At 41.3% G+C, this 22,521-nt stretch carries 18 protein-coding genes and 1 riboswitch; of the genes, 9 read left to right on the top strand and 9 right to left on the bottom strand.

Annotated features, from left to right (window positions below; translation table 11 throughout):
* The first annotated feature begins 63 nt into the window (after positions 1–63).
* From AAEY97_RS00340 to AAEY97_RS00325, 4 genes are all read left to right on the top strand, one after another.
* On the top strand, positions 64–603 hold the full coding sequence (locus tag AAEY97_RS00340) for a PH domain-containing protein (RefSeq protein ID WP_350995708.1): 540 nt from the start codon (positions 64–66) through the stop codon (positions 601–603).
* 12 nt (positions 604–615) lie between these two features.
* The gene (locus AAEY97_RS00335) at positions 616–1,881 is read left to right on the top strand and encodes an Nramp family divalent metal transporter (protein ID WP_350995705.1); all 1,266 of its coding nucleotides are present in this window, start codon (positions 616–618) and stop codon (positions 1,879–1,881) included.
* Between the two features lie 460 nt (positions 1,882–2,341).
* On the top strand, positions 2,342–2,806 hold the full coding sequence (locus AAEY97_RS00330; RefSeq protein WP_101086303.1) for a YehS family protein: 465 nt from the start codon (positions 2,342–2,344) through the stop codon (positions 2,804–2,806).
* Between the two features lie 284 nt (positions 2,807–3,090).
* A complete protein-coding gene (locus AAEY97_RS00325; RefSeq protein ID WP_101085910.1) occupies positions 3,091–4,779 on the top strand; it encodes an NAD-dependent malic enzyme in 1,689 nt (562 codons plus the stop codon).
* Positions 4,780–4,936: 157 nt separating this feature from the next.
* On the opposite strand, the gene AAEY97_RS00320 is transcribed toward AAEY97_RS00325, so the two are convergent.
* Complete coding sequence (locus AAEY97_RS00320) at positions 4,937–5,371, bottom strand: DUF3069 domain-containing protein (RefSeq protein ID WP_182744700.1); 435 nt, start codon at positions 5,369–5,371, stop codon at positions 4,937–4,939.
* 422 nt (positions 5,372–5,793) lie between these two features.
* Between AAEY97_RS00320 and AAEY97_RS00315 the strand changes: the two genes are divergently transcribed.
* Together AAEY97_RS00315 and queG are read left to right on the top strand one after the other, a co-directional pair.
* Positions 5,794–7,677: a tetratricopeptide repeat-containing diguanylate cyclase gene (locus AAEY97_RS00315; protein WP_350995700.1), complete on the top strand. Its 1,884-nt coding sequence runs from the start codon at positions 5,794–5,796 to the stop codon at positions 7,675–7,677.
* A 40-nt stretch (positions 7,678–7,717) separates the two neighbouring features.
* Positions 7,718–8,947 (top strand): tRNA epoxyqueuosine(34) reductase QueG, encoded by a 1,230-nt coding sequence (gene queG / locus AAEY97_RS00310; RefSeq protein ID WP_350995697.1) that lies wholly within the window; start codon positions 7,718–7,720, stop codon positions 8,945–8,947.
* 12 nt (positions 8,948–8,959) lie between these two features.
* Here queG and AAEY97_RS00305 read toward each other — a convergent pair whose 3' ends face one another.
* Together AAEY97_RS00305 and metE are read right to left on the bottom strand one after the other, a co-directional pair.
* Positions 8,960–9,172 (bottom strand): dodecin, encoded by a 213-nt coding sequence (locus tag AAEY97_RS00305; protein WP_041412796.1) that lies wholly within the window; start codon positions 9,170–9,172, stop codon positions 8,960–8,962.
* Positions 9,173–9,451: 279 nt separating this feature from the next.
* Positions 9,452–11,743: a 5-methyltetrahydropteroyltriglutamate--homocysteine S-methyltransferase gene (metE, locus tag AAEY97_RS00300; RefSeq protein ID WP_350995695.1), complete on the bottom strand. Its 2,292-nt coding sequence runs from the start codon at positions 11,741–11,743 to the stop codon at positions 9,452–9,454.
* 154 nt (positions 11,744–11,897) lie between these two features.
* On the opposite strand from metE, the gene AAEY97_RS00295 reads away from it, so the two are divergent.
* Positions 11,898–12,800 (top strand): LysR family transcriptional regulator, encoded by a 903-nt coding sequence (locus AAEY97_RS00295; RefSeq protein ID WP_350995693.1) that lies wholly within the window; start codon positions 11,898–11,900, stop codon positions 12,798–12,800.
* Here AAEY97_RS00295 and AAEY97_RS00290 read toward each other — a convergent pair.
* From AAEY97_RS00290 to AAEY97_RS00265, 6 genes are all read right to left on the bottom strand, one after another.
* Entirely contained in the window at positions 12,783–13,523 is a 741-nt protein-coding gene (locus AAEY97_RS00290; protein ID WP_101086305.1) for an HDOD domain-containing protein, read from the bottom strand. The genes AAEY97_RS00295 and AAEY97_RS00290 overlap by 18 nt on opposite strands.
* A 120-nt stretch (positions 13,524–13,643) precedes the next feature.
* The gene (locus AAEY97_RS00285; protein ID WP_350995690.1) at positions 13,644–15,623 is read right to left on the bottom strand and encodes a TonB-dependent receptor; all 1,980 of its coding nucleotides are present in this window, start codon (positions 15,621–15,623) and stop codon (positions 13,644–13,646) included.
* Positions 15,624–15,764: 141 nt separating this feature from the next.
* Positions 15,765–15,978, bottom strand: a riboswitch (cobalamin riboswitch).
* 312 nt (positions 15,979–16,290) lie between these two features.
* A complete protein-coding gene (locus AAEY97_RS00280; protein ID WP_350995687.1) occupies positions 16,291–16,956 on the bottom strand; it encodes a hypothetical protein in 666 nt (221 codons plus the stop codon).
* Positions 16,957–17,082: 126 nt separating this feature from the next.
* Complete coding sequence (locus AAEY97_RS00275) at positions 17,083–17,418, bottom strand: DUF3622 domain-containing protein (protein WP_101085917.1); 336 nt, start codon at positions 17,416–17,418, stop codon at positions 17,083–17,085.
* 194 nt (positions 17,419–17,612) lie between these two features.
* Positions 17,613–19,526: a peptidase U32 family protein gene (locus AAEY97_RS00270; protein WP_350995994.1), complete on the bottom strand. Its 1,914-nt coding sequence runs from the start codon at positions 19,524–19,526 to the stop codon at positions 17,613–17,615.
* Positions 19,527–19,701: 175 nt separating this feature from the next.
* Positions 19,702–20,268 (bottom strand): phosphoribosyltransferase, encoded by a 567-nt coding sequence (locus tag AAEY97_RS00265; protein WP_101085918.1) that lies wholly within the window; start codon positions 20,266–20,268, stop codon positions 19,702–19,704.
* A 350-nt stretch (positions 20,269–20,618) separates the two neighbouring features.
* On the opposite strand from AAEY97_RS00265, the gene AAEY97_RS00260 reads away from it, so the two are divergent.
* Both AAEY97_RS00260 and AAEY97_RS00255 read left to right on the top strand, forming a co-directional pair.
* Positions 20,619–21,278 (top strand): DNA-J related domain-containing protein, encoded by a 660-nt coding sequence (locus AAEY97_RS00260; RefSeq protein WP_101085919.1) that lies wholly within the window; start codon positions 20,619–20,621, stop codon positions 21,276–21,278.
* 579 nt (positions 21,279–21,857) lie between these two features.
* Entirely contained in the window at positions 21,858–22,514 is a 657-nt protein-coding gene (locus AAEY97_RS00255; RefSeq protein ID WP_350995684.1) for a thiol:disulfide interchange protein DsbA/DsbL, read from the top strand.
* Positions 22,515–22,521 lie beyond the last annotated feature (7 nt).

Genomic DNA, 22,521 nt, shown 5'->3' with positions numbered 1-22,521 from the left:
CTACTTAAACAAGAATAAATACTTAAAAAAAGTGAATTTAAATGCTTTTGATATGGAGGTCAGATGAGTGACAAAACGCTAGTTAGTGCCCACTTTCATGCAAACCTAGGTCTGTACTGGTTATTGTCTGGTGGCTTAGTCTTTTGCCTAAGTGTTGTTGGTATTCCATTGTTATTATTATGGTTTCCCCTAGGGTTATTGGCGACAAAACGTTACATCAATAACATGAGTGCTGAATTAACTGAGCAAAAACTCATCGTCCGCAAAGGGTTGTTTACTCGAACTGAAAATACCGTTCCATTGGATAAAATCACCGATATGGCACTTATCCAAGGCCCCATCATGCGCATGTTTTGCATACATAAACTTACCGTAGAAACCGCCGGGCAATCTGGTGCTGGGGCGTTAATTAACTTAACGGGTGTCATAAATGTAGTGGATTTTAGAGCACAAGTACTGGCACAAAAAACACAACTCAGTGAACGGAAAGACCACACATCGGCCCGCCCCAATACCGATGCATTAATCCTCGACAATCTACAACAAATGAACGCTACTCTTTTGCGTATTGAACAATCATTAACCGCTAAACAATCAAACTAGGTCTTTTTTAACATGCTTAATCAACAAACTGCATCAGCCTTACCGTGGGTATCTCGTGTTAACACACTGTTTAAAGCCACAGGACCTGGGATCTTAATGGCCGCCGCCGCGATTGGCGCTTCTCACTTAGTCGCCTCAACTCGAGCGGGTGCCGAATTTGGTTGGCAACTGGCGTGGCTCATTTTATTAGTCAATATCGTTAAGTATCCATTCTTCGCCGCTGGCGCTCGCTACACAGCAGCAACTGATGAGAGTTTATTGCACGGTTATCAAAAGCAAGGCCGCGAGTATTTGATGCTGTTTACGGGGCTTAATGTTATTGCCGCCATTGCCAGTACGGCGGGGGTATGTATGTTAACGGCGGCCATGCTAACCCAGTTTATTCCGCTATCGATTGATGTATTAGCGCTAATTGTATTGGTCAGCTCATTAGCATTATTAATTTTCGGCCACTACAAACTACTTGATAAAATGACCAAAATTATCATGTTGGCTCTTACGTTAACCACCTTAGTCGCCGTGGCATTGGCTTTTAATCGTCATAGCGGATTCGGCACTCCAGTGGTTGGCGAATCTCCTTGGCAATGGGCGTATGTCGGTTTTTTAGTGGCGATGATGGGTTGGATGCCTGCTCCGATAGAGGTCAGTACTTGGAACTCATTATGGTTAATAGAAAAACGTAAAACTCAAACGATAACCGCCAAGCAGGCTATTTTTGATTTTAATCTAGGCTATGTCACCACGGCATTACTGGCGATTGTATTTTTAGCGTTAGGCGCATTAGTGATGCACGGCAGTGGCGAGCGTTTTTCTGACTCTGGCGCGGTATTTGCGTCGCAATTGATCACCCTTTATAGCCAAGTTATGGGCAATGAAAGCCGCTATCTCATTGGGATAGTCGCGTTTTTATGTATTTTTAGCACCACAGTGACGGTAATTGATGGTTATAGCCGCACACTTGATATGGGCTGGCGATTACTGTCTAACAACACGTCCACACGCAGTTATTTAACCCAGGTTATGCTCGGGATCAGCGCGCTGGGTTTATTACTCATTCTATTCTTTAAAGGTGCCTTATTACCGCTGCTTGAATTTGTGATGATCCTTGCCTTTATGACTACCGTTATTTTTGCTTGGCTTAACTTCCGTTTAATGACCAGTGACACCTTGGCTAAAAAACATCGTTATGGCCGGGTTATGGTTGGATTATCTTGGATTGGTTTATTGTATTTAGTTAGCTTCGCTATTTTGTTTATTTATTGGTATCTCACAAAATAATCTCACTAAAAGCCTAGAGGCTAGGACGCTACGCGGCTAGATCCTATAAAATCAACAGCCTAACAGCGAAGCGACACTAGCAGGCCGAAGCTCGCCCTAGCAGCGAAGCGATACTAGCAGACCAAAGGTCGCCCTAGCAGCGAAGCGATACTAGCAGACCAAAGGTCGCCCTAGCAGCGAAGCGACACTAGCAGACCGAAGGTCGCCCTAGCAGCGAAGCGACACTAGCAGACCGAAGGTCGCCCTAGCAGCGAAGCGATACCAGCAGACCGAAGGTCGCCCTAGCAGCGAAGCGGCACTAGCAGACCGAAGGTCGCCCTAGCAGCGAAGCGGCACTAGCAGCGTTAGAAATCGATTGCAGTTCAAGCAGGATTAATCTGACTAATCAATGATTACCCGTTATACTAGTGTTTCGTCAATTGACCTAAACCATTTATGCGCATCCGCGCCAGAGAACCTTATGATTAACAATGATATTCTTCGCCGTATTCGCTTTGTGTTTGACTATTCAAATGCCAAAATGATTAACATTTTCAGCCAAGCCAAAGTAGACATGTCTTCAGAGCAAATTATTGCGCTGTTGAAAAAAGAGGAAGAAGAAGGTTATCAAGCGTGTAATGACACATTAATGTGTCAATTCTTAGATGGTTTGATCATTCAAAATCGTGGATTAAAGCCAGGAGCTGAAGTACCAGCACCTTTAAAGCAATTGACTAACAACCTTATGTTCAAAAAATTACGCGTTGCGCTTGAAATGCGTGAAGAAGATATTATTGCCGCATTAGCTTTAGCAGATTTTTCAATGACTAAATCTGAGCTAGGTGCGCTATTCCGTAACCCTGATCATAAAAACTATAAACCTTGTGGCGACCAGGTATTAAGAAATTTCGTTAAAGGTTTATCAATCAAACATCGCGGTAAGTAAAACCTGCCAAGTTGTTGAGATAATGCTTTATAAATGCGTAGCTTAGGCTGCGCATTTTTGTTTGTGATATTTACATTTAAACAATAATAATTTTGCATTTACACCATACGATTGTTCACATAGCAATGACACAATAGTGAGAGGTGAGTAAAAGTACCTAACAATTATGTGATTTTACTCACTTAACAGACCACAAAAAAGATCAGACGTGATAATCTACAAGCACAAAAAACCAGCCCAATTCTAATAACGATCTAACTGGATCTCACACATTAAGGTTCCCCATGGACGATAACAAACGCCCCCTCTATCTTCCTTTTGCCGGCCCAGCGATTCTTGAATCACCCCTGCTTAATAAAGGCAGTGCATTTAGTGAAGAAGAACGAATTTATTTCAACCTCGAAGGCCTCATTCCTTGGGTCATTGAAACCATTGATGAGCAAGCCGCTCGTGCTTACGCACAGTTTAAAAACTTCACCAATGATCTCGATAAGCACATTTATTTGCGCAACATTCAAGATACTAACGAAACCTTATTTTATCGTTTAGTGCGTAATAACATCAGTGAAATGATGCCAATTATCTACACGCCTACGGTTGGCTTAGCCTGTGAACGTTTCTCAAAAAACTATCGTCGTAACCGCGGTTTATTTATTTCGTATCCTAACAAAGATCGCATTGATGATATTTTAAATAACTCAACCCGCCATAAAGTCAAAGTCATCGTGGTGACGGACGGAGAACGTATTCTCGGTTTAGGCGACCAAGGCATAGGCGGTATGGGGATCCCAATTGGTAAATTATCGCTATACACCAGTTGTGGCGGCATAAGCCCGGCGTATTGTCTTGCGGTGACCTTAGATGTTGGTACTGATAACCCACAACTTCTTGAAGACCCTATGTATATGGGCTGGCGTCATCAACGTATTGGCGGTGATGAATATGCTGAATTTGTTGAAGAGTTTATGCAAGCTGTCAGCCGTCGCTGGCCAGATGCCTTAATTCAGTTCGAAGATTTTGCACAAAAAAATGCCATGCCATTACTTGAACGATATAAAGATCAATATTGCAGTTTCAATGATGATATTCAAGGCACTGCAGCCGTTACGGTAGGCTCACTACTGGCAGCTTGTAAAGCCGCTAACAGTAAACTTAGCGAACAACGTATTACCTTCTTGGGTGCGGGTAGCGCTGGTTGTGGTATTGCCGAAGCGATTGTGGCGACAATGGTGTCTGAGGGCATTAGCGATCAACAAGCTCGCTCACAAGTGTTTATGGTCGATCGTTGGGGCTTATTACTCGATAACATGCCTAACCTACTTCCATTCCAACAGAAGCTAGCGCAACCCTGTGCCACGATAGAAGCATGGGACAATTACAGTGACAATATTTCGTTACTTGATGTGGTTAACAATGCCAAACCAACGGTACTTATTGGAGTATCAGGCTCTCCTGGTTTATTTACTGAAGAAATCATTAGAGCAATGCACAGCCATTGTAAACGCCCTATTGTATTCCCATTATCGAATCCAACGAGCCGTGTAGAAGCGACCCCGAAGGACATTCTTAATTGGACATCTGGCCAAGCACTCGTGGCAACGGGTAGTCCATTTGAACCTGTGGTCGTCAATGGCGAAACCTTTGAGATAGCACAATGTAATAATAGCTTTATCTTCCCAGGTATTGGCTTGGGCGTATTATCTTGTGGTGCAAGGCGTGTATCGGATGAAATGTTAATGGCTTCAAGTCGTGCTTTAGCGGAGTGTTCGCCATTAGGCAAAGAGGGTGTTGGCTCGCTATTACCTCGTCTAGAAGATATTCAAGCTGTCAGTAAATATATTGCTTTTGCTGTTGCTAAAGCTGCCATTGATCAAGGTTTAGCATTACCTTGTACCGATGAATTATTGCAACAATCGATTGAGGCTAACTTCTGGGAACCTGAATATCGTCGTTACAAACGTACCTCATTCTAACAATGATTAAGTACGACTCAGCGCTCTAGAATTGTAAAGCGCTGATTGTCATTACTGTGATAGTGAAACTCATTGATTGAAAAGGTTATGCGCTTTTTAACCATAAAAAAATCCCAACCTAAGTTGGGATTTTTTTATGTCTGTAATAACAGTAAATTTATGCCGACATCACTAGCTTAAAACTATTCAACAATGGGCGGTCGGTGCGCGCTTTTTTAAGCTTACGTAAACACTCTTTCAACGACTGCTCAGCTAAGCGTCCGAAGACACCATCATATTCGTTATTATTCATCTCTTCTTCAGAGTCAGCACTATCAGCAATTTCTTGCGCAACACGGCTTAACTGCATCCACGCATTGGCAATATAAAAGCCATGAAACTCTGCTTTGGTCATTAACTTTTGCGCACTCGCAGGTAATGCATCCCAAGCATGAGTAAATGTATTGGCTTTATCTTCAATAAGTTCGCTAAACAAGCCTTCATAGGCCTCAAGTAATGTTTCAGGTAACTTGTCCATCGGCAGTACTTTGTTTGCTACGTTATACGAAATTTGTTTTGCTACTTCTTGATACTGCGGGTCAACTTTGGTCATGGTTATCTCTCAATTAACATTCTACACATGGATTGGCATCAGAATGTTTGATGGCATAATAATCAAATTATTTATTGAAATTAGGCCAGAACAAACGCACTCTTAATGCCATATCTATGCAGTGATATGTCTTTTACTCATGTAAATGAAAACAAGCTAATCCAATTATGACATGATTTTTTACTGTTTGTATTATCAGTTTTTAAAGTAATACTCCGTCGATATATTAACTTAATGAGCAGATCAGTCTCTAAATATGGACTTTAATCTGCAGGTCACATCAATTTATCATTGATAAAACACCCATTGTGCACAATAATTGCTCATCGATAGTAAAGATGTATATAAAAGTGCTATAACTACGCCTACACAATGATTATTGTTGCCAACAAAAACTATAAATAAAAAAGCAGCTTATTATTTTGAATAAATCACTAAATTTTCACTTTTTTATTGCTATTTTTATCGCAATATATTTTTTACCTACTTCAGTCTTTGCCGCTTATTACGACAACGACAAAGCTGATGCTATCTATAAAAAAATAGATTTAGCTGATTATATTGATCAGACTGCTGGCGAAAAGCTACTCAACGAATATAAGCGGATCATTGCCTCTGACGATGAGATCCGTCAAAAACTCTATGTCCGTTTAAACTGCTGGAACCAGCCTTCTACTACAGAGAGTGAACTTACCAACGCCATTAAATATGCAGAGCAGCAACTGCTGATATATTCAGAACCCTATCCATCCGCAATTCATACCGATTTATTATTATGTTTGGGCTATTACAAACAGTTTTCAGGGCAATTAGACGAAGCTCTGGACGATCTTTCTAATGCAATAAATAATGCATACGAACTTGAAGATCCTCGACTTATCGCTGACGGTCGCAGCATTCGAGGGGCAATGCTGTCCTATCAAGGCAACTATTCATCTGCATTAGAAGATTTAATTACATCGCAACAATTGTATGAAAATCTTAATTTAACTTATTGGGCAAATGATAACTTGAGTGAACTTGCTGCAAGTTATCGGCGTTTTGGTGATGCTGAAACCGCTCTTAAATACCAAATAAAACTAGAACAAGTTTACCTTAAGGCCAATCAACAAATAGAAGCTGATAACATCAATAATCAGATCGCATTTTCACTTTTAGAGCTTGGACGTATCGATGAGTCTACAGCTCGATTTAAGCAGTCGCTCACCTTCTGGAAAACCCAAAAAGATAACGTTGCGATTGCAGATGCCAAAACTAATGTTGCAGGAAATCTGATTAAACTAGATAAAATAGATGAAGCATTAGTGCTGTTAAAGGAAGCAGAAAAAGAAATCCCAGTCAGTCATGATGGGCCGCATAGTTCATTAATGTTATACCTAGCACAAGCATATTTAGCGACAAATGAATTAGATAAGGCACTTGAATATAGTCAGCTTGCATCTATTGATTTTAACCGTGGTGGCAATCAACGCGGTGAAAGTGAAAACATCTATCTCAAAAGCGATATCTACCAAGCTAAAGGTGATATTGAAAATGCATTAAAAACTTTGCAAAAATTTATCAAAATGCACATGGCTCTTGATAAGCAGAATATGTCTGATCGCAACTCAGAAATGCAAGCGCGCTTTAATACCAACAAAATTCAAACCGAAAACGAATGGTTAATACAACGCGACAAAGATAAAGAGCAACAGTTACAAATTTTACAGCGTAACGAAAGCATGCAAATCATCATTATTATCTTAGTTGCGATTATTTTAATTATCGTATCAATGTTTGCTTATAAACAAGTCATTCGAAAACAACTCTTTAGGCGTTTAGCCCTAACCGATGAGCTGACTAAATTGGCCAATAGACGTGACACCTATTCTCAAGGGCATTACTTCTTAAAATCATCCAAACTATCAGGCAAGCCGTTTTCCATTATCTCTTTTGATGCTGATCATTTTAAAATAGTAAATGATACATTAGGCCACGACATGGGCGATAAAGTACTGATAAAACTAGCGTCAATTAGCACAAGCATGATGCGTGATACCGATGTTGTTGGACGTGTTGGCGGTGAAGAATTTTTGATTTTACTGCCTAATATCGACAAAACTAAAGCCATTGAAATCGCTAATCGGTTAATTGAGACCATTGCTGATTATGACTGGACTCAGATTGCGCCGAACTTACATCAAACCGTCAGTGCCGGGGTTGCCAGCTATAGTAATGAAGAAGACTTGTCACCATTGTTACTAAAAGCGGACAAAGCGCTCTATTCTGCCAAAGCTGCTGGTCGAAATTGTGTCAAAGCTGAGTAAAACGCGTATAATTTTAGCGTGTTTACTCAATGATAGTGTTATGACAACAACGACCGCAGCATTAACTCCAAATCCTACTCCTGATCTAGGAACCGATCTAACAACTGAGCCCTGTCCATTGACCGCGGCTCAACTTGATGTGCTCAATAGACAAATCAAGCTTTGGGGTAAAGAACTTGGCTTTGCTCATATTGGTGTTGCTGATGTCGACTTAACTCAGCATGAGGCAGCATTACAAGACTGGTTAGATAAAGGTTATCACGGTGAGATGGCTTACATGGCTAATCACGGAATGATGCGTGCTAGACCCGCTGAGTTACATCCCGGAACCATTAGAGTGATTTGTGCTCGAATGGACTATTTACCGCCTGACGCTGGCTTTGCCAGTAATTTAACCGACCCAAATCTTGGTTATATCTCTCGTTATGCGGGTGGACGTGATTACCATAAACTCATCCGACAACGGCTTAAAAAGCTCGGCGATAAAATTAACCAGTATTGCCAACAGCTCGACTTTGATACGACTGATTTTAGACCTTTTGTGGATTCTGCACCTATTTTAGAACGTCCATTAGCCGATAAAGCCGGACTAGGCTGGACAGGCAAACACTCGTTAATTTTACACCCAGATGCAGGCAGCTGGTTTTTTCTTGGCGAGTTACTCATTAACTTACCGTTACCGTTAGATATCCCGATTGAAGAAGGCTGCAACACTTGCGTAGCCTGCATAAAGTCATGCCCAACTGATGCGATTGTCGAGCCCTATGTTGTCGATGCAAGACGCTGTATTTCTTACTTGACCATTGAATTACAGGGCGCTATCCCAGAAGAGTTTCGCCCGCTTATAGGCAATCGTATTTATGGCTGTGATGACTGCCAGCTAGTGTGCCCAGTCAATGCTAAAGCACCACTGACAAAAGAAACTGATTTTCATACTCGCAGTGCGCTTATTCAACCCGATTTACTGACTCTATTTGCTTGGTCTGAACCTTATTTTCTCAGCCAAACAGAAGGCAGTGCGATTCGACGAATTGGTCATAAACGTTGGTTACGTAATATCGCGATTGCATTAGGTAATGCCCCTGCTAATCCGGCCATTATTAATGCGTTAGAGCAACGTAAACACAGTGAAGAAGTGGATGATATGGTACTTGAGCATATTGAATGGGCATTAGTTCAACAAATACAAAAAGCGCCACAGTCGGCGCTTTCACGTAAAACTCAACGAGTGATCAGATCAATACAAAAGGGTTTACCAAGAGACGCATAAACAAAATAAGCATTAGGCATTAGAGTCTAAGGTAAAACCCACTTTAATAGTCACTTGCCAATGAGCAATTAGGCCTTCTTCTAAGTGACCACGAGTTTCGATAACTTGAAACCAACGCAAATGTAGTAAACTTTTATTGGCTTCTGCAATCGCATTTTTGACCGCCTCATCTGAACTTATTGGTGATGATCCCACGAGTTCAATGACTTTATAAGTGTGACTCATAATAGCTCCTATTGTTAACTGCACATCTTTAGTTTCAGTGTAGTAAACAATAGCGCTATTCACCGCAGTATCGTTGAATAATAAACAGATAACGGTCAGCCGTTGAATCCGGGGGTGCTCACACCGTTTTTCTCTAAGATAAGTTTTTTTCAACTACTCTCAACAGAGAACAACTTCATACAATTGCCAAGTCTACATTTGGCTTCGCCATGTCTGCCAGCTAATATTGATAAATTATTTTCATTTAAATCAATGTTATCTATAACGAGTTCATCCCAATTAGAACCGACGTCGAAGCACTTTAGTCGCTTCAATCATATTCCGCAGCGCGGGCTCAACTTCATCCCAGGTACGGGTTTTTAAACCACAATCAGGATTAACCCATAACTGTTTCACCGGCACTTTTTGCGACGCTTTAGTTATTAAGTCGACCATTTCATCAACGGTTGGAATATTTGGCGAATGAATGTCATACACACCGGGACCAATTTCATTAGGATAATGAAAGTCTTCAAAGGCGCTCAGTAGTTCCATACGTGAACGTGACGTCTCAATGGTGATAACATCAGCATCCATCGCCGCTATGGCATTAATGGTGTCATTAAACTCGCTGTAACACATGTGCGTATGTATTTGAGTTGAATCTTCAACACCTGCTGCCGATAACTTAAACGCATCCACCGCCCAGGTTAAATAATCTGCCCATTGGCTTTGTTTAATCGGTAAACCTTCACGAAATGCAGGTTCATCAATTTGAATAATGCCAATACCTGCACTTTCTAAATCGACCACTTCGTCACGTACTGCTAATGCAAGTTGGTTAGCAATATCTTTACGTGGAATATCTTCACGAGCGAACGACCAATGTAAAATGGTCACCGGACCCGTTAGCATGCCCTTAACAGGCTTGTCGGTTAAGCTTTGCGCATAGGTAGCCCAGTCGACCGTCATTGGTTTAGGGCGAGACACATCGCCATAAATTAACGGCGGCTTAACGCAACGAGAACCATAACTTTGCACCCAACCAAATTGAGTAAACCCAACGCCCTCTAATTGTTCACCAAAATACTCCACCATGTCATTACGCTCAGCTTCGCCGTGAACTAGCACGTCGATACCCAATTTAAGTTGACGAGAAATGGTGTCTTGAGTGACTTGCTCAAGCTGTGAACGGTAATCATTGTCATTGATTTCGCCTTTACGCCAGCGACTGCGTAACCCCCGAATAGCTGGCGTTTGCGGAAATGAACCTATGGTGGTTGTGGGTAATAATGGCAGCGCTAACTTTTGTTGTTGGGCAATGATACGGCGGGCAAATGGACTGTTACGTTCAAAATCATCAGCGGTTAGCTGCGACACACGTTCTACAACCTGTTGATTAGCTGCGGCAGCTTTTGCCAAGCGGCGTTGCTGGCAACGATCAATAATAGCTTGGCTAGTTGCTGAACCTTGCTCAACGATTAATTGATGAATTTCGTTAAGTTCAAATAATTTTTGTTTCGCAAAAGCTAATTGGCCAAGTAATGGCGTAATTAATTGGCTTTCAACCTCGACATCCACAGGACAATGCAACAATGAACATGAAGGTGCAATCCACAAACGATCGCCTAACGTGGTCGCTAACTCGGTTACCTTCTGTGCAATCACATCAACATCAGCAGCCCACACATTACGGCCATTAACCACCCCAACAGAAAGTACCTGCTGAACGCCTAAAGCATTAACAAACACATCAAGCTGTTCTGGCGCGGTGACTAAATCAAGATGTAGCCCCTCAACCGGTAATGCACTCACCAATGCTTGATGATGGGCAATAGAACCGTAATAACTGGCGAGTAAAACCTTTAATGATGCTGGCTTTTGTTGCGCTAACGTTTGATAACTGTGGCTAATGGCTTGCTGCCACTCATCGGTTAAGTCTGCCGCTAATACCGGTTCATCAAGCTGTACCCAACTCACACCTTGGGCAGCAAAACGAGACAAAATTTGTTGATAGGCAACCAATAACTGCGGTAACAACGTCAACTTATTAAACTCAGAAAGGCTTTTAGATAAGTATAAATACGTCACCGGACCGAGCAGCACAGGTTTTGCTTGATGACCTAATTGCTGTGCTTCTGTGACTTCATCAAACAATTGTTCGAAGGCAATCTCAAATGTTTGATCAGCGCTTAGTTCTGGCACTTGGTAATGGTAGTTAGTATTAAAAAACTTGGTCATTTCTGCCGCACACGCATGTTGACCGCTTTGCGAACGGCCACGAGCCACGCGAAATAAGGTGTCAATATCGACAGCGGCTGGGCTGCCATCAGCTTGAGTGGCCCGATGACGATCGGGGATCACATTTAAGGTCGCGCTCAGGGTTAGCACCTGGTCATAATAAGCAAAATCCCCTACTGGCAGTAATTCAACACCCGCATCTGCTTGCCACTGCCAATGAGTGCGTTTTAATTCACTGGCAACGTTTTTCAGCTCCGTTAATGTTGCTTCACCGCGCCAATAACGTTCTAAAACAAACTTCAATTCACGCTGACGTCCTATGCGGGGAAATCCTAAACTTGAAATTTTCATACTGCTTTCCTTTTCGTTGAGCAAAAATTTATAGCCATTTATGTAGAAAAGCTACATAGGCGTCTGGACGTCTAGAAGTTTATTGTGTTACTCTGCTGTCAAGCAATCGAATTGATTTCATCAGCTAGTTGAGCAAGATTCATGTGGAGAGAAAATGATAGAGCTTAGACACCTTCGCACCTTGATGGCGTTAAAGGAAAGTGGCAGTTTAGCGGGTGCAGCTAAAAAACGGTTTGTAACCCAGTCGGCGCTTTCTCATCAAATAAAAGAGTTAGAGACACGAATTAACTCAACTATTTTTGTTCGTAAAAGTAAACCGTTAACGTTTACTCACGAAGGTTCACGTCTGCTGAATTTAGCGGAAGAAATCTTACCGAAAGTGATTGCAACCGAGTCAGATCTTAAACGCGGTTTAGAAGGTGAAAGCCAACAGCTTAAGCTCGGCATTGAATGCCACAGTTGTTTTCGTTGGTTAATGCCCGTTATTGAGCAATTTAAACAGCATGCGCCAGCAGCTCAAATTGACATTTCGAGCCGTCATTTATTTGATTCACTCAATGCGTTGGAGACAGGGAGTTTAGATATAGTGCTAACATCTGATCCTGTGCCAGGACATAGCGTCGCATATCAGCATCTATTTGATTTTGAAGTAAAGTTAGTCGTTGCTAGTGATCACGCATTAGCGGCACAAGCGTTTGTCACGCCAGCGCAATTGGCAAAGCAAACCTTAATTAGTTACCCCGTGCCTTTAGCGCGTTTAGACATATACAAACACTTTTTAGAGCCCGCGGGTATTGAACCTGGCGAGCAAAAGCAATGCGATTTAACCTCTATGCTGTTACAAAGAGTAGCCTGTAATGATGGCGTAGCAACCCTACCAACTTGGTCTATCCGAGAGAGTCAGGGGCTAAGCCTTACTGCGGTAAAATTAGGAACAGAAGGACTAAAACGTCCTTTGTTTGGGGCCTATCGTCGCGATGCCACTAATGCAAATTTAATCCAAAAGTGGCTCGAACTGGTAGCAAGTGAAGGCATAAATCTACAACGGGTTGATTAATAAACCTCGTTTAGACAGTACGCGTCGAAGCACAAGTCCTGGAGAATCAGGGTTTTGTGTTTGGCGTAAGTTATGTGCAATCAAAAATTCTTCGCGTAAATCATCATCTAGCCCTAATGACGCAAATGCTTCGAGCGATAACTGCTGTTGTTGTTTATCAATAAGCGACTTCAATACTTTTAACGATACTGGTCGAGACAACTCAGCATTTAAATAAGCAAAAGCGGTTAACGCAATCACCTGCCCAAACACACTAAACAACGCTAATGTTTGCATTTCATCCGCATCGATTTTAGTGCCTACACCAATGTCGTTGTCTTCACGTAACAGTTGTATGCAATCCACCGCAATGGTTTCATTTAATGCCCAATAGCCTTGAACCAGTTTTTTGTAAGGCTCAGAAAGTTCATCAAGTCTTTCTTTAAGGTAAAACGAAAATGCGTAGCGATAAATGTTCACTTGGCCCAAACGGATTAAGGCATCTTTTACACTACGGCTTTTTGTTGATATGACACCTGCTGTTTGCGCGGTATTACTGCGTAACAATAAATGTGCTGCCAAAGCAGGATCAGCTGAAATGATATCGATAACGACTCGAATATCTGCTTCGTTAATCAGAGATTTTTTTAATGGAATTAATATGCCACGACGACCAATGACTTGCTCTTCATTGCCAATAATAGCTTGAACTTGAGTAAGGACTTGTTGCTCAAGATTAGTCATATTCATCAATTACCTTTTCTTAGAATAAATCACTTTATTCATTAATTTAACGATATATTAAAACGAAAGCCAGTAATAGTTTACTGGCTTTCGAAAGGTTATCCGCTAAAAAAAGATAATCTAGAAACGATAACCCGCAGTCAGTCTAATTGAGCGACCAGTACCAGAATAATAACCACTGCCATAAGCCGAGTAATAACCAGTGCCAGCATAATCTTCATCAAGCAAGTTATCTACACGTAAGCTACCATTCCAACCTGAATAGGTATAGTTAAGCGCAAGGTTTGTTAGCACGTAACTGTCTAACTTATCACCGGTATTGCTGTTGTCGCCTTCCATGTAACGCTCACCAGTGTAAACACCTTCAACAAACGCTTGCCAATTATCAGTAAAATCATAGCTTACGAAGGCTTTACCTGAATGTTTTGCCACCCAAGATAACGCTTTACCGTCGTTCTCACCTTGAGTGAACTCTGCATCAATATAGTCGTACGAAGCACCTAGCAGCCAGTCATTTGATAACTGCACATCATAAGCAGTGCTCACACCAAAGCGGCGAGATTCATCGGCGTTTACGTTAGCCCCCCCCCCATAAGGCCCATCTGTACGACCGCCTTCGTAAACAATCTCATCTTCTAACTCAAGTTGATAAGCATTGATTTTTAATGTTTGAGTTGTAGTGGTAAAGTCCCAACCTGCTTCGTAAGAACGGCCTGTTTGTGGATTTAAACCTTGTACATCAAGCGGGGTGTAAGCTTGTTCATCGACTTTGGCAAAACGGAAGTTATCATTTGCACGGACATAAAAACGATGTTCACTGCTTGGGCGATAATTTAACCCTAACTCCAACGCATGGGCGTCATTATCGATTTCAATACGGTTCGGATATAGTAATTGGTCATATAAATCGTCAGTCACTTCAGAATAACGACCACCAACAACATAAGATAACGTCGGCGTTATCGGTACCGATGCTTGCACATAAGCGCTCTTTTGTGTTTGTTCATTATTTCGTTGCGTATAAAGTGTATCGAAATCAGCTTCACCTTTACTCACATCAATACCGGCAACAAAATTTAAATCACCATGTTCTAAATGATAGTTAGCAGTAGCTTTAGGTGAGAAACTTAATAAGTCGCGCTCAATACGCCCTGCTCCACCAAATAACAGACTCGTGGTTGATGTATCCGAGTAGGTTAAATCAGCACCTAAGGCCCAAATATTATTCAGCTGGTATTGATAACCGCTGCGCAATGCTGTGGTTATTTCATGAGAGAATTCACCTTCAGAAAATGATGCTACTTGGCGAGGATCTGCTTCGTACTGCGCCAGCGTTAGCGCGCCTGGTGCTTGGCGATCGTTATCAAAATGATTAACTTCAACATAGAAGTCTTCGGTATCTGTTTGATATTGTAAGCGACCTAGAATAGAACTAGTTTCATTGTCATTATTATCGCGGTAATTATCGCTTTCGTTATAGCTGGCCGCTAAAAAGTAACGCCATGCATCGTTGATAACCCCTGAAATATCGCCCTTAGCTTCATAGGTATCAAAACTGCCACCACTAACCTGTAAACCACCACCCGTTTCTGTCGGTGCTTTGGTAATGATATTGATCACGCCGCCAACAGCTTGGTCACCATATAGTACCCCTGCACTGCCTGATAAAATCTCAATACGCTCAACTAAGTTAATCGGGATCGACTCAATGCTCGGTGCCGCAATATCAATATTATTCAGTCTGCGTCCATCGACTAAGATCAGCGTGTTATTAGCGGCTTGTGATGCAGAAAACCCACGCATAGAAAATACACTGCCCGAGTTATTATCCGACACCTGAATACCAGATTGTCCACGTAATAAATCGGTTAAATTGGTGGCGCCGCTCATTTGAATATCAGCAGCATCAATGACATTAACATTGGCAGCAATATTTAATGGCTTAGCAGCATTTCGGCCAATAACCACAATGGTTTCATCCATGCTGATAGCCGAAGACGAGGGGGATGTAACAACTGATTCAATCGCAACAGCATTAACACTTGCGACACTGAAGACAGCACTTAATAACAGTGCAATTTTTGTTGGTTTAGTACCCATTTACCTTTAACTCCTGAAAGGAAAAATGGGGCAATAACGCCGCAATATAAAACTCCTCTTGGGCCTTATTCTACAGAAAGGTTCTATAAATAAGCACACAAGCGGTATCACATTACATTTCGAGATCTGCCCACCGAAATCATCGAAATCACCTTTAAGGCCGGTCTCCGGACTAAGGTTATGGCGTTACACTAAAGGTAAACGCACGCGAGTCGAGATGATTAACGCAAGGTTATTGCGCACCTGACTCTCACCAATCACCGTTGCGGGGGCAGTACCAGATTTACACTGGTTTCCCGATTATCCTGCTTTGGTCTATCGTTTCAAAGCAAGCACCGTAAAGATTGACTATTAAATTATCATAAGTTGATATTCAACTCATGATTGAAAAATATCTGTTGTTATGTCTGCGTTAACATTGAGTACCATAGTACTGTCTGACTAATGAGTGACATCCCAAAATATTAGCGCGGCGATTATAACGGATCCTAAGGTGAAGTTGATACTAACAAAAGCTTAACTCGCAGATTATTCAACTTGTCGGGCATTCAACATGTTACGAGAGTGACACTAGAAATGGCCAACAACGCTATCAACACGGCACTAATTATATCAACACAGCGCTAATATATGAATATGTCGTCAATGTTAGCGATAAATGTCGACGTTAAGGTTGGCTCATGAAGTTACGATAATTATCGATAGTGATAGGAGCTGTCTCTGTGGTAAAAATGGCTGTACGAATGGATTTATGGATTAAGTAGACATTTTCGTCATCACTTATCACCGTAAAATAGCCCATCTCACCTTGCGGGCTGGAAACATAAGACGCTTCAACCACTGTGGAAGAATGATGAATATTAGGCATACTGGTGCAGCCTAATAAACCATGTACAGCCTCGAGCCCATCGACTTTAGAACTGCCTAGCTGTTGATAAACAATTTTGCCTTCACAATGTTCTTGATATGTCGCCGCCATCGAATCTAAAAACTGGTCGGGTTCAACGTCATTTGCTAAGCCTTTAAACCCCTGCATACAGACTAAACGAGACCAATCATTTAATGATTCATTGGATGGAATAAACTCAGCCATTGTCATATCGCCACGTTTATCGCTGAATGCAAGCTTCCAATCTAATGGCGGTAAAAAGCCAAATTCTTCAGATAGGGCCGTGAGTTTTTGAACATCCTCAGACATCACTATAGCACCTGATGAGTTGTCATCTTCGCCAAATGCCATCAGTGCTGGAAGTGTCGCAGATGCACTACTCGGGAACAGGAACATAATTCCTAGACAGCCCGAGCAGCCGATAATTGCAGCAATCTTGTTCATCCAAATGAATCCTTATTTGGTCAAGAAAGAGATAAGTTGACTAAAAATCATTCTAATTAGGTATATCCTATCCTGAACATACAAAAATTGACACTTATCGATAACATTTACATCGTTGGTAAGATGTTAGTTTAGTTCTTCGTCATCTTCGTCTTCAGCATCGTCTTCATCTTCAGCATCGAATAACTCTTCTTCATCGACGGCAGATTCTGCAGCTATAGCCGCTGCTAAACTTTTAGCTTTAAGGTGCTTTTCAGTTTTTCGCTTGTTACGATCAACTTGCTTAGATAAAAAACCTTGCAGTGATTGCTCGCCCCATGCAGTAGCTTCTGCTTCTGACGCAAAACCATCTTGGCTTTTTGATACTATGGTTTTAGTCGATGTCATACGACGAGTGATTTCGGTTTTCCACGTGTTTTCAATTTGAATAACACGTAAAGCATACTTTTTGCTATCGCTCATAATCTATTCTTTCCTACTTAAGGTATCACAGGCTAAAACCCATGAAATTTCAGCCGCGCAGTGTACTCGAAACGCACGAGTTTGGGCAGCTATTTAATGGTTATTTTTGCAGCTTATTTGAAAAATTAACTCAGTGGCAAGCGTAATGCTGCCACTGGAGAAAATATGATGAATAAAATCTCGCTGCGATGCGGTTATTGTTTCACTAATTGGTTAGAACCAACAATCATCATTTCACATTTATGGCAGTCAAACACCAACTTCAATTTATCTTTACCGACATCTAAAAACATTGGGTCGGCTTTAATCCCTTCAACTTCTTTCGGGCATAAGTTAAAGCTGTAACGCAAACAATGTTTGGTCACCATTAACGGTGCATCATGCAACACGTTATTTTTCTCATAGGTATCTTCAATTTGAATCACCCCATGCTGATGATAAAACGATTTAGCTTTTTCGTTAGCCACGTTAGATAAAAAGCTCAATGCTTTTTGTGGGAAACGCGCCGTTTTATCGTGCACCCAACGCTCTGGTCGTTGGTAACTCGTCACCCTTGTGGCCATTAATGTACTCACAGCGTCGCGGCGTAGCTCGTTTACCACCGAGGCAGGTAAAAACCACATTTGCTCCGTCAGTAAATTAACCTTATTCAATACAAAATCACTGCTGCCAAGTTTGCTAAGTTGTTTTTTCAGATTTTCTGCCGTTTTAGCTTGATCATTCGCAGGGGCTTTATCACAGGCTAAGGTAACGGTTGCACTTATACCGTGTACATCGGTGATGGTTAATCCGACGCCGTCATCGGTATCAAAAAATTGCATATCAACAGCTATTTTACGGGTGGCAGAATCTTTATTTAAGATAGCTTCAAACTTATGATCGAAGTTACGGAACATCATCACGCCAATTTTAAGATCTTTAGGCACCTCAGTTAAATACAAGGTATTACCGTCGGCGCGGTTAATGCGCACACCGGAGAGCTTATCGTCAGACAACCGCTGGGTTTCATAATGTTCAACAAAGAAACATAAGCCATCACCATTGTTAAAATGAATGTCTTTGCCACTTTCACTGGTATCGATTTTAATAAAGTCTTTACCTACTTGGGTGATACGGCCCACTTTTTCACCGATAAACTTAGGCGAACTAAAATGCTCAATGGCCTCAGTGCGTTCATTGACAAAATAATCTGTTTTACCGCGGTTAAAACTTTTATCAGGATCGGGCGTAAAATTAAACTCGCAACGACCATGAGAAATAGATTCCAAATCATTGCGTTTAGCAATAATGGCATCCAGTTGTTGACGGTAATGTGCGGTAACATTCTTGAGGTAAGTAATGTCTTTTAAGCGGCCTTCAATTTTAAATGAGCTAATGCCCGCATCAATTAAGGCTTCTAAATTATCCGTTTGGTTATTATCTTTTAGTGATAATAAATGCTTATTTTCAGCTAATACTTCACCTTCACGCGTAGTTAAATTACACGGCAATCGACACATCTGTGAACATTCACCGCGATTAGCACTGCGATTAGAATACGCATGGCTTAAATTACATAAACCGCTATAACTGACACATAACGCACCATGAATAAAGAACTCTAACTTCATCTTTGTGCTAGCAGCAATGTCGCGAATTTGTGGAATATTCAACTCACGAGCTAACACGACTTGTGAAAAACCGACTTGTTCGAAAAAAACCGTTTTTTCTGGGCTACGGTTATCAGTTTGGGTACTCGCATGTAACGCGATAGGTGGAAGATCTAATTGTAAAACCCCCATGTCTTGAACAATCAAGGCATCGACACCGGCTTCATAAAGTTGCCAAATAAGCTTTTGCGCTCTATCAATCTCGTCATCCATTAAAATGGTATTAAGCGCCACAAACACCTGGGCATGATAACGATGAGCAAATTCAGCTAAGCGAGCGATGTCTTTAACGCTGTTGCCAGCATTATGACGCGCGCCAAATGCAGGGCCGCCAATATAAACAGCATCAGCACCATGACGAATAGCTTCAATGCCATAATCAGCATTTTTAGCCGGTGCTAACAGTTCAAGTTGGCGCTTTACAGGCGCCTCGGGGGTGAACAATTCTACAGAAACCATAATGTTAATTAAATTTCGCATTGATTCGGATAAAAAAGTGCGCCAACATACTAATATTGTCGCATTGACATAAGTATGTTGACGCACTCGCATAGCTTTATACTTTAGCAAACTTTGAACAAAGTTCTAAGTAAATTCGTTGCTAATTACCGCTTAAACAACTGCTGAATATAGCTTATAAAAACAACTCTTGGATGTTTTTAAAGTCAGCTTTGCCTTCAGCAATTTCTTGCGGATTAAGCCCAGACACTTCATGGGGAAACACTAACCAATCTTCAGATGAATGAATAAAATATTCAGGTTTTAGGTCTACTTTAGTGTTTTTTGGCTTGTAATAAGGGCATGCGATACGGATATCGGTTGGCATGTTCAAACGCATGAACTTTCTTAATTTACCAATCAGTGCATCAATACTGCGGCCAGAGTCAAATACGTCATCAACGATCAACAAACCATCGCTAGCATTGGCATTTTCAATAATGTAATGCAAACCGTGTACTTTGATATTCTTATCTTGTTTGTCAGTGCCAATACCATAATAAGAAGACGTTCTAACGGCTATATGGTCAGTTTCAACTTTCTTGAAATCAAAATACTCTTGGACTGCAATACCAATTGGAGCGCCACCGCGCCAAATACCCACGATAAACTGAGGTCGAAAGCCACTATCATATACTTGTGCAGCGAGTCTAAATGAATCTTCCAGTAGTTGTTGCGCACTAATAAAGTGTTTATCTGTCATTGGTTAAGCCCCCGATTATTTTATTGCGGAGAATTTTATACCAAATAAAGCTTTCTTGCCTGTAAGAATAGGAATTAATTGATCAAACCCCACAAAAAATAAATATGTTGATCAAATCATAATATGACTCAATATTGATTGTTACCTATTTGAAGCATGCTCGTATCGGCTATCATGTCTCGCGGAACCAATCTGTCATCAGTTAAGCATACTATCAAGTTAACGTATTCGCTGAGTGGCCAAATAGGCTTATTGGTGGAGATAAATCTACTTGTCATTAAAAACGACTATGGCATAGTGGGTTTTAATAACAAGTAGATTAATCGCCAATTCAGGATGAATAAGCCACTATGCTGCTCAATAAAACCTTACACAATACTTACGGTACTGGACTGGCAAACACCACGGACAGTAACGAACTCAATGTGCCCAAAGGTGACAACCCGCTCATATGGCCTGTGCTGAGTTTATTGCAATCATCAAATCAAAGTTGGAAAGTGCATCATTTAGCCAGTGAATTACAAACTAAAGGTTTAATGCATAACCTTGACCCATTACCCGAAAAAGACCTATTCAAACGCAATTTTCTCCTGATGAACGCCTTGTATGAATTACAAGACATACTGATGCCCAAGCAGTGGTTGCAAGTGAAGGCGATGGAAATCCAAATATTTCGGATCATTCCAGCCAGTGCTGATATACAACATATTCGCGATGGTGCATTACGTGACTATTATCTCGATTGGAACAATTATGATTCCAGCGTAAACGTTGTACGGGAAATGCTTGAGTCATTCTGGTCTAGCTTTCAAGAGTATATTGGCGTTAACACACAGTTGATGCACAAAGGTCATGCGTTAAAAGTGTTTGAACTTGATGAAACCGCAACCAATAAAGACATTCGCAAGCAATGGCGTAAGTTAGCATTAAAATGGCATCCCGATCGTGAACAAGGTAATGCTGAACGCTTTCGAGAAGTGTGCGAAGCATGGCAAACACTCAGAGATTAGCGTTGATCGGTAAACTACCGTGGTTGAACACTCTTCATCCACAGCCGTTATCGTTGTCAGCACTAAAATGTTCAGGGTGACTGTTCTACATTCATCCTTCCACATCAGCCCTGCTAATTCAGCATGCCATATCGGCCTTGCCACATAACCCAACAACAATGAACCGCTTATGACCACTCTTCATCCACAGCCATTATCGTTGTCAGCATTTAGATTACTGTTCTACATCCATCCTTCTATATTATCCCTGCTAATTCAGCATGCCATATCGGCCTTGCCACATAACCCATCAACAATGAACCGCTCATGACCACGCAATAGTGACATTGGCACAGATCATTAACCTCACAGCAATATCTGAACTTTATTAAAGGATTATCCTCATAAAGCACGCATCGATCACGAAATTAGCGTCTTTTTGATTGATGATTTAAGCCATAATTCAGCTAACAAACTTACCCTAATTAGCTCAAGCAGATTAATCGAATCCTAGTGACTATTTACTACTAACATCGATTTACTACTTACATTGATTCGCTATTAACATAGATTAGCTATTAACATAGATTTGAGGTTTACATGATTAAATATTTTGCCATAGTACTAACGCTCATCACCGCCTCGTTTAGCACATTTGCTACGCCATTTGTTGAGGGTAAGCACTATACCCAGATTTCTAACAACATGGTTCCAAGTGAACCTAAAGTCACTGAATTCTTCTCGTTCTATTGCCATAACTGTTTCAATATGGAAAGCCAGTATCTACCTGAAATCAAGGCGGGTTTAGACAAAAAAATCGCTTTCGACAGCAAACATGTCGACTTTATGAATAGCGACTTGGGCACTGAAGTCATGCGCGCATTAGCGGTTATTCATGAACTAGATAATAAAGAAGCGTTAAAAATAGCCATGTTTGGCGCGATCCAAGGCAAAGATAATACCGGCGGTCACGACCACGCTGCAGCTGGACATGAACACCAATCACAAATTAATAACCGTGATGATATTAAAAATGTTTTTGCTGAGTTTTGTGTCGATGCAGAGCAATATGACACGGTAGCAGACAGTGCAGACACCAATAAAAAGTTAACCATGTGGCGTCAACAGCAAGTGTCGTATGCAGTACAAAGTGTACCGGCATTTATTGTTAACGATAAATACGCTATCAATTTAAATGAAATGCGTAGCTTGGACGATATCATTGGGGTCATTAACTACTTAGCATTAAAGCAGTAGTGCTAAC

It is taken from the genome of Shewanella sp. TB7-MNA-CIBAN-0143, from assembly GCF_040310065.1.
In the GTDB taxonomy this organism is placed as follows: Bacteria; Pseudomonadota; Gammaproteobacteria; order Enterobacterales; family Shewanellaceae; genus Shewanella.
This window is presented reverse-complemented; position numbering and strand designations above follow the sequence as displayed.

What these genes read in the sequence shown, in the direction of transcription:
- AAEY97_RS00340 (WP_350995708.1), top strand. Translation starts at nt 64, where the DNA reads ATGAGTGACAAAACGCTAGTTAGTGCCCACTTTCATGCAAACCTAGGT.
- AAEY97_RS00335 (WP_350995705.1), top strand. Translation starts at nt 616, where the DNA reads ATGCTTAATCAACAAACTGCATCAGCCTTACCGTGGGTATCTCGTGTT.
- AAEY97_RS00330 (WP_101086303.1), top strand. Translation starts at nt 2,342, where the DNA reads ATGATTAACAATGATATTCTTCGCCGTATTCGCTTTGTGTTTGACTAT.
- AAEY97_RS00325 (WP_101085910.1), top strand. Translation starts at nt 3,091, where the DNA reads ATGGACGATAACAAACGCCCCCTCTATCTTCCTTTTGCCGGCCCAGCG.
- AAEY97_RS00320 (WP_182744700.1), bottom strand. Translation starts at nt 5,371, where the DNA reads ATGACCAAAGTTGACCCGCAGTATCAAGAAGTAGCAAAACAAATTTCG.
- queG (WP_350995697.1), top strand. Translation starts at nt 7,718, where the DNA reads ATGACAACAACGACCGCAGCATTAACTCCAAATCCTACTCCTGATCTA.
- AAEY97_RS00305 (WP_041412796.1), bottom strand. Translation starts at nt 9,172, where the DNA reads ATGAGTCACACTTATAAAGTCATTGAACTCGTGGGATCATCACCAATA.
- metE (WP_350995695.1), bottom strand. Translation starts at nt 11,743, where the DNA reads ATGAAAATTTCAAGTTTAGGATTTCCCCGCATAGGACGTCAGCGTGAA.
- AAEY97_RS00295 (WP_350995693.1), top strand. Translation starts at nt 11,898, where the DNA reads ATGATAGAGCTTAGACACCTTCGCACCTTGATGGCGTTAAAGGAAAGT.
- AAEY97_RS00290 (WP_101086305.1), bottom strand. Translation starts at nt 13,523, where the DNA reads ATGACTAATCTTGAGCAACAAGTCCTTACTCAAGTTCAAGCTATTATT.
- AAEY97_RS00285 (WP_350995690.1), bottom strand. Translation starts at nt 15,623, where the DNA reads ATGGGTACTAAACCAACAAAAATTGCACTGTTATTAAGTGCTGTCTTC.
- AAEY97_RS00280 (WP_350995687.1), bottom strand. Translation starts at nt 16,956, where the DNA reads ATGAACAAGATTGCTGCAATTATCGGCTGCTCGGGCTGTCTAGGAATT.
- AAEY97_RS00275 (WP_101085917.1), bottom strand. Translation starts at nt 17,418, where the DNA reads ATGAGCGATAGCAAAAAGTATGCTTTACGTGTTATTCAAATTGAAAAC.
- AAEY97_RS00270 (WP_350995994.1), bottom strand. Translation starts at nt 19,526, where the DNA reads ATGGTTTCTGTAGAATTGTTCACCCCCGAGGCGCCTGTAAAGCGCCAA.
- AAEY97_RS00265 (WP_101085918.1), bottom strand. Translation starts at nt 20,268, where the DNA reads ATGACAGATAAACACTTTATTAGTGCGCAACAACTACTGGAAGATTCA.
- AAEY97_RS00260 (WP_101085919.1), top strand. Translation starts at nt 20,619, where the DNA reads ATGCTGCTCAATAAAACCTTACACAATACTTACGGTACTGGACTGGCA.
- AAEY97_RS00255 (WP_350995684.1), top strand. Translation starts at nt 21,858, where the DNA reads ATGATTAAATATTTTGCCATAGTACTAACGCTCATCACCGCCTCGTTT.